The sequence below is a fragment of the Paracoccus sp. DMF genome (assembly GCF_004407025.1).
Taxonomy (GTDB): domain Bacteria; phylum Pseudomonadota; class Alphaproteobacteria; order Rhodobacterales; family Rhodobacteraceae; genus Paracoccus; species Paracoccus aminovorans_B.
In genome coordinates this window covers 1-4,898 of record NZ_SOKV02000090.1, presented here as the reverse complement: position 1 = coordinate 4,898, position 4,898 = coordinate 1, and the positions used below count along the sequence as shown (strand labels likewise).

8 protein-coding genes are annotated in these 4,898 nt (G+C 67.0%); 4 read left to right on the top strand and 4 right to left on the bottom strand.

All coding sequences use genetic code 11. The features are described from left to right. Together E3D03_RS20035 and E3D03_RS20030 are read left to right on the top strand one after the other, a co-directional pair. On the top strand, positions 1-1,021 hold a 1,021-nt coding region (locus E3D03_RS20035), incomplete at its 5' end, for a DNA modification methylase (protein ID WP_263568419.1). Continuing rightward, a complete protein-coding gene (locus tag E3D03_RS20030; protein ID WP_263568418.1) occupies positions 1,018-2,346 on the top strand; it encodes a site-specific DNA-methyltransferase in 1,329 nt (442 codons plus the stop codon). The genes E3D03_RS20035 and E3D03_RS20030, both read left to right, overlap by 4 nt. A gap of 1 nt (position 2,347) precedes the next feature. Here E3D03_RS20030 and E3D03_RS20025 read toward each other — a convergent pair whose 3' ends face one another. Genes E3D03_RS20025 through E3D03_RS20010 form a run of 4 tightly spaced genes read right to left on the bottom strand, consistent with a single transcriptional unit; the run spans position 2,348 to position 3,566 of the window. Then, positions 2,348-2,881, bottom strand: a complete 534-nt coding sequence (locus E3D03_RS20025) for a DUF3489 domain-containing protein (RefSeq protein WP_263568417.1) — start codon at positions 2,879-2,881, stop codon at positions 2,348-2,350. A gap of 12 nt (positions 2,882-2,893) precedes the next feature. After that, positions 2,894-3,118 carry a hypothetical protein gene (locus tag E3D03_RS20020; RefSeq protein ID WP_263568416.1) on the bottom strand — a complete coding sequence of 75 codons (225 nt, stop codon included), beginning with the start codon at positions 3,116-3,118 and terminating at the stop codon, positions 2,894-2,896. Next, positions 3,108-3,335: a hypothetical protein gene (locus E3D03_RS20015; protein WP_263568415.1), complete on the bottom strand. Its 228-nt coding sequence runs from the start codon at positions 3,333-3,335 to the stop codon at positions 3,108-3,110. The genes E3D03_RS20020 and E3D03_RS20015 overlap by 11 nt, the downstream gene beginning before the upstream one ends. A gap of 9 nt (positions 3,336-3,344) precedes the next feature. Further along, positions 3,345-3,566 carry a hypothetical protein gene (locus E3D03_RS20010; RefSeq protein ID WP_263568414.1) on the bottom strand — a complete coding sequence of 74 codons (222 nt, stop codon included), beginning with the start codon at positions 3,564-3,566 and terminating at the stop codon, positions 3,345-3,347. Positions 3,567-3,694: 128 nt separating this feature from the next. Here E3D03_RS20010 and E3D03_RS20005 point away from each other — a divergent pair, with 128 nt between their 5' ends. Together E3D03_RS20005 and E3D03_RS20000 are read left to right on the top strand one after the other, a co-directional pair. Next, positions 3,695-4,231 (top strand): hypothetical protein, encoded by a 537-nt coding sequence (locus E3D03_RS20005; RefSeq protein ID WP_263568413.1) that lies wholly within the window; start codon positions 3,695-3,697, stop codon positions 4,229-4,231. Continuing rightward, positions 4,179-4,898, top strand: a 720-nt coding sequence (locus E3D03_RS20000; protein WP_263568412.1) for a phage terminase large subunit family protein, incomplete at its 3' end; no start/stop codon positions are given. The genes E3D03_RS20005 and E3D03_RS20000, both read left to right, overlap by 53 nt.

Below are 4,898 nucleotides of genomic sequence, written 5' to 3'. Positions count from 1 at the left end.
CCATCTCGACGAGGCCGAACGCCGGGCCTACCGCATCGCCGACAACAAGCTGACCGAGCTGGGCGAATGGGACGAGACCATGCTTCGCGACGAGATCGCCGGGCTGCTGGCCGAGGATTTCGACCTGTCGCTGCTGGGCATCACCGACGAGGATCTGGACGCCCTGCTGCGCGATCCCGAGGCGATGGGCGGCGATGGCGCGGTCGAGGGCGAGGATGACATTCCCGAACCGCCGGTCACGCCGGTATCGGTTGCGGGCGACCTCTGGCAGCTGGGCGCGCACCGGCTGATCTGCGGCGACAGCACCTCCGCCGACGTGGTCGGGCGGCTTCTGGGCGATGTGAAGCCGCTCTTGATGGTCACCGATCCGCCATATGGCGTCGAATACGACCCGTCCTGGCGCAACCAGGCGGGGGCGACCAAAACCCGCCGCACCGGGAAGGTGCTGAACGACGACCGCGCCGACTGGCGCGAAGCGTGGGCGCTGTTCCCCGGCGATGTTGCCTATGTCTGGCACGGTGCGTTGCATGCGGCGACCGTGGCCGACAGCCTGACGGCTGCTGGTTTCGCTGTGCGGTCGCAGATCATCTGGGCCAAGGATCGGCTGGTTCTCAGCCGCGGCGACTACCACTGGCAGCACGAGCCGTGCTGGTATGCGGTGCGAGCGAAGGGCAAGGGCCACTGGGCTGGGGATCGCAAGCAAACCACCCTGTGGCAGATCGCCAACCGCGATCAGGATGCCGCCACCGTGCATGGCACGCAGAAGCCGGTCGAATGCATGCGCCGCCCGATCCTGAACAATTCCAGCCCCGGTCAGGCGGTGTTTGAACCCTTCATGGGCTCCGGCACCACGCTGATCGCGGCGGAAACCACCGGCCGGCTTTGTTTCGGTATCGAATTGAACCCGGCCTATGTCGATGTCGCCGTCGAACGCTGGCAGCAATTCACCGGCGATGAAGCCGTGCTGGCAGAGACCGGCGAGAGCTTCGCCAGCCTGAAAGCGAAAAGGCTCGCGGCATGAACGCGCCGCTGCTGCCGGGCCGGATTGAGCATTGGTCCCTCGCCCGACTGAAGCCCTACGCCCGCAACGCCAAGACCCATGACGCCGATCAGGTCGCCAGGATCGCCGCCAGCATGGCCGAGTTCGGCTGGACCGTGCCGGTGCTGGTTGCCGCCGACGGCGAGCTGATCGCCGGCCATGGCCGCGTCCTGGCTGCCGTGCAACTGGGGCTGGCCAAAGCCCCGGTGATCGTGCTGGGTCATCTGACCGAAGCCCAGCGCCGCGCCTATCGCATCGCCGACAACAAGCTCACCGAATTGGGCGGCTGGGACGAGGCGCTGCTGCTCGAGGAACTGCGCGGGCTGTTGGCTGACGACTTCGACCTCGGCCTGATCGGCATTCCCGAAGACGAGCTCGACACCCTGCTGCACGATGCCAACGGTGATGACCGCGCGCCCATCGATGACGACACCGCCGATGCCATCCCCGAGGCCCCCACTGAGCCGATCACCCGACCGGGCGACATCTGGGCGCTGGGCGCGCATCGCCTGTGCTGCGGTGATGCCACCGATCCGGCAGCGGTAGCCCGGCTGATGGGTGAGGCCGAGGCGACCCTGATGTTCACCTCGCCGCCCTATGCCCAGCAGCGTGACTACGGCGCGGCCAAGGAAAAACTCGGCGATTGGGATGCGCTGATGCAAGGCGTCTTCGCCGCGGCCCCGGTGACCGAGGACGCGCAGCTGCTGGTCAACCTCGGCCTCGTCCATCGCGATTGCGAATGGCAGCCCTATTGGGAAGGATGGGTGGACTGGATGCGCAAATCAGGCTGGCGACGGTTCGGCTGGTATGTGTGGGATCAGGGGCCCGGCCTGCCGGGCGACTGGCAGGGGCGTCTCGCGCCCTCGCACGAGTTCATCTTCCACTTCAACCGCGCCCCGCGCAAACCGCACAAGACCGTCCCGTCCAAACACGCAGGCGAGACCTTGGGCGGCGGCGGGCTGCGCGGCGCCGACGGCACTGTCCAGGCCAAGACCGGCAGCGGCAATGCGATCCAGAGTCACCGCATCCCCGACTCCGTCTTCCGCATCATGCGCCACAAGGGCGGGCTGGGGGCGGCTGGTTCGCATCCGGCGGTGTTCCCGGTTGCGCTGGTCGAGGCGGTGCTGACGGCGTTTTCCGATCCCGGCGATCTGGCCTATGAGCCGTTCTGCGGTTCCGGCACCCAGCTGGTCGCGGCCGAACGCGCCGGGCGACGCTGTTTCGCGATGGAACTGGACCCGGCCTATTGCGACGTCGCCGTGCGACGCTGGGAGATGGCCACCGGGAAGAAGGCCGCTGTTCTTTAAGTCAGTTGAGCCGGTACACCTGTCCTCTGCCCTCCTCCTTGGCGGAGGTCACCGCCAACCCGAGCCGCTTTTTCAATACGCCCGAGATCACCCCACGCGCGGAGTGGCCCATCCAGCCCGTGGCCGCGACAATCTCGGCGATGGAGGCCCCTTCGGGCCGCTGCAGCATCGCGATCAGCATTGCCTGTTTTGTCCCGGCACGCTGCGTCGGCTGTTTCAGTGCCGGCGGGTTGGCGGGATCTTCCCGGATGGCGGCCATCGCCTCGTCCGCGACCGGCTCGATCCCGATGGCCAGCAGTCCCGCGTCGGTGACGACCAGCGTGGTGCCATGACCATCGCCGGTTTCGCGCCAGAGCGGCTCGCCGCGCCGGAGGTTGGCATCGACCTCCTGCAGCCAGCCGTGGCCGATCATCCTCGTGACGGCCATCTTGGCCGCCGCCCCGGCCAGCCCCTTGGGCAACGGCAGGGCGATGTTGTCCGGGCGCTGGGCCCCGGCGCTGAGGATGATGGTCTGGGTTTCGGTGAGTTTCGTCATGGAGGGTTCCTGTTACTGATCGTGCGCGGCAAGGAAGGCGGTGATGCGCGACAGCAGGTCGTTGTTCCCATCCGCATCGGCCCCAAGGATCACGTCGCCATCGTCGTCGCATTCCAGATCGGCGATCTCGCGCAGCAGGGCGATGGCATCATCGCAGGCGGCGAGGCGCTCGGCCTCCCATGCGGCGGTGATGGCGTCCTGTTCGATCTGGTGGCGCTGGGCGGGGTCAAGCAGCATGTTCGCCCTCCTTGAAGGCGCTGTCGGTGATCCGGCGCAGCAGGCTGGCGTAATGTTCCAGTGTGCCGACATCGCCCCAATGGATCTCGTCGGGGTGGGCCTCGAAATGATCGGCGCTGAGGGCCTGCAGCCGGGCCAGCATGCTGTCGATCTCGATCTTTTTCGCAAGGAAGGCGTCGAGGGCTGCTGAATTATCGGTGGCGCGGCGGGTGCTCATCGGGTTGCCTCAGATCAGCTGGAGATCGGCCAGCACGGCGCTGGCGGCGGCCAGCTGCGCGGTCGGCAGTTCGATCTTCAGGTGCGAGATCACGTCCGAGGCGTCGGCCTTGATGCCGCGCTTGTGCAGTTCCGCCTTGATCGCCTCGGCGTTGGCGTCCTTGCGGCTGGGATCGAAGCGCGCCGGCAGGGCGGCGTAGTCGAGGCGGATGGTGGTGATGGCCATGGTCATGAATCGGCTCCGGGGGTTGAAATGCATCGTTTACGTACCATTGGAATCGCTCTTGCGCAGAGTGTAATCAACCGAAATAGCCCACCATTTCCATTTATTTTCAATGTATTGCTGATTGCCGAGCCAACATGAAGGGGATGAGCGAGCGCGAGTATTCCGCCCATTCCGGTCTCTCGCGCGGGGCGATCCAGAAGGCGCGCAGAGCCAGTCGGCTGGTGGTGTACGACGATGGCTCGATCAATGCGGCGGCATCCGATGTGCGGCGGGCGGAGATGACCGATCCGGACCAGCAGCGGCGCAGCACGGGTGGCGATACCGGGTTTTCCGGCCCGGCCGACAGCTCGTCCTATCTGAAGGCCCGCACCGCGCTGACGGTCTACCAGGCGCAGGAAAAGCAGCTGGGGATCCAGAAGAAAAAGGGGACGCTGGTGGATCGGGCCCGGGCCGAGACGCTGGTGTTTCGGCTCGCGCGGCAGGAGCGCGATGTCTGGGTGACCTGGCCCGCCCGTGTGGCGGCACTGATGGCGGCCGAAGTGGCCGCGGAGGTGGAAAAACAATCCGGCAAGCCGGTGACGATCGAGGCCGCGATCCTGCAGAGGGTGCTGGAAACCCATGTCAGAGCGCAACTCGACGCCCTCGCCGATCTCCGGGTTTCCCTCGGGTGAGGGGGAAACAGACCACGACCAGCCCCAAGGCGACCTGACGGAGGGCCTCGACCTCGATTTCGACGGCGCCGAGGATCTGCTGCGGGTCTGGCGCAGCGGCATGCGCCCCGATCCGGACCTGACGGTGTCGGAATGGGCGGATCGGCATCGCTGGCTGTCGTCGCGCGCCTCGGCCGAACCGGGGCGGTATCGGACGGCACGGACGCCCTATTTGCGCGAGATCATGGATGCGCTCTCGCCCCGCCACCCGGCGCAGCGGATCAGCTTCATGAAGGCCGCGCAGGTCGGCGCCACCGAGGCCGGAAACAACTGGATCGGCTTCGTCATCCACCATGCACCGGGACCGATGCTGGCGGTGCTGCCGACCGTCGAGATGGCCAAGCGGACCTCGCGCGGCCGGATCGATCCGCTGATCGCGGAAAGCCCAGTGCTGCGCACGCTCGTCAATCCGGCCCGGTCGCGCGACGCCGGCAATTCGATGCTGTCGAAGGAGTTTCAGGGCGGCATCCTGGTGCTGACCGGGGCGAACTCGGCCACCGGGCTGCGGTCGATGCCGGCGCGCTACATCTTTCTCGACGAGGTCGACGCCTATCCGGCTTCGGCCGACGAGGAAGGCGATCCGGTCACCCTGGCCGAGGCGCGGACCACCACCTTCTCGCACCGGCGC

Coding starts and splice junctions, on each gene's coding strand:
- E3D03_RS20005 (WP_263568413.1), top strand. CDS start 3,695: ATGAAGGGGATGAGCGAGCGCGAGTATTCCGCCCATTCCGGTCTCTCG.
- E3D03_RS20030 (WP_263568418.1), top strand. CDS start 1,018: ATGAACGCGCCGCTGCTGCCGGGCCGGATTGAGCATTGGTCCCTCGCC.
- E3D03_RS20020 (WP_263568416.1), bottom strand. CDS start 3,118: ATGCTGCTTGACCCCGCCCAGCGCCACCAGATCGAACAGGACGCCATC.
- E3D03_RS20025 (WP_263568417.1), bottom strand. CDS start 2,881: ATGACGAAACTCACCGAAACCCAGACCATCATCCTCAGCGCCGGGGCC.
- E3D03_RS20015 (WP_263568415.1), bottom strand. CDS start 3,335: ATGAGCACCCGCCGCGCCACCGATAATTCAGCAGCCCTCGACGCCTTC.
- E3D03_RS20010 (WP_263568414.1), bottom strand. CDS start 3,566: ATGACCATGGCCATCACCACCATCCGCCTCGACTACGCCGCCCTGCCG.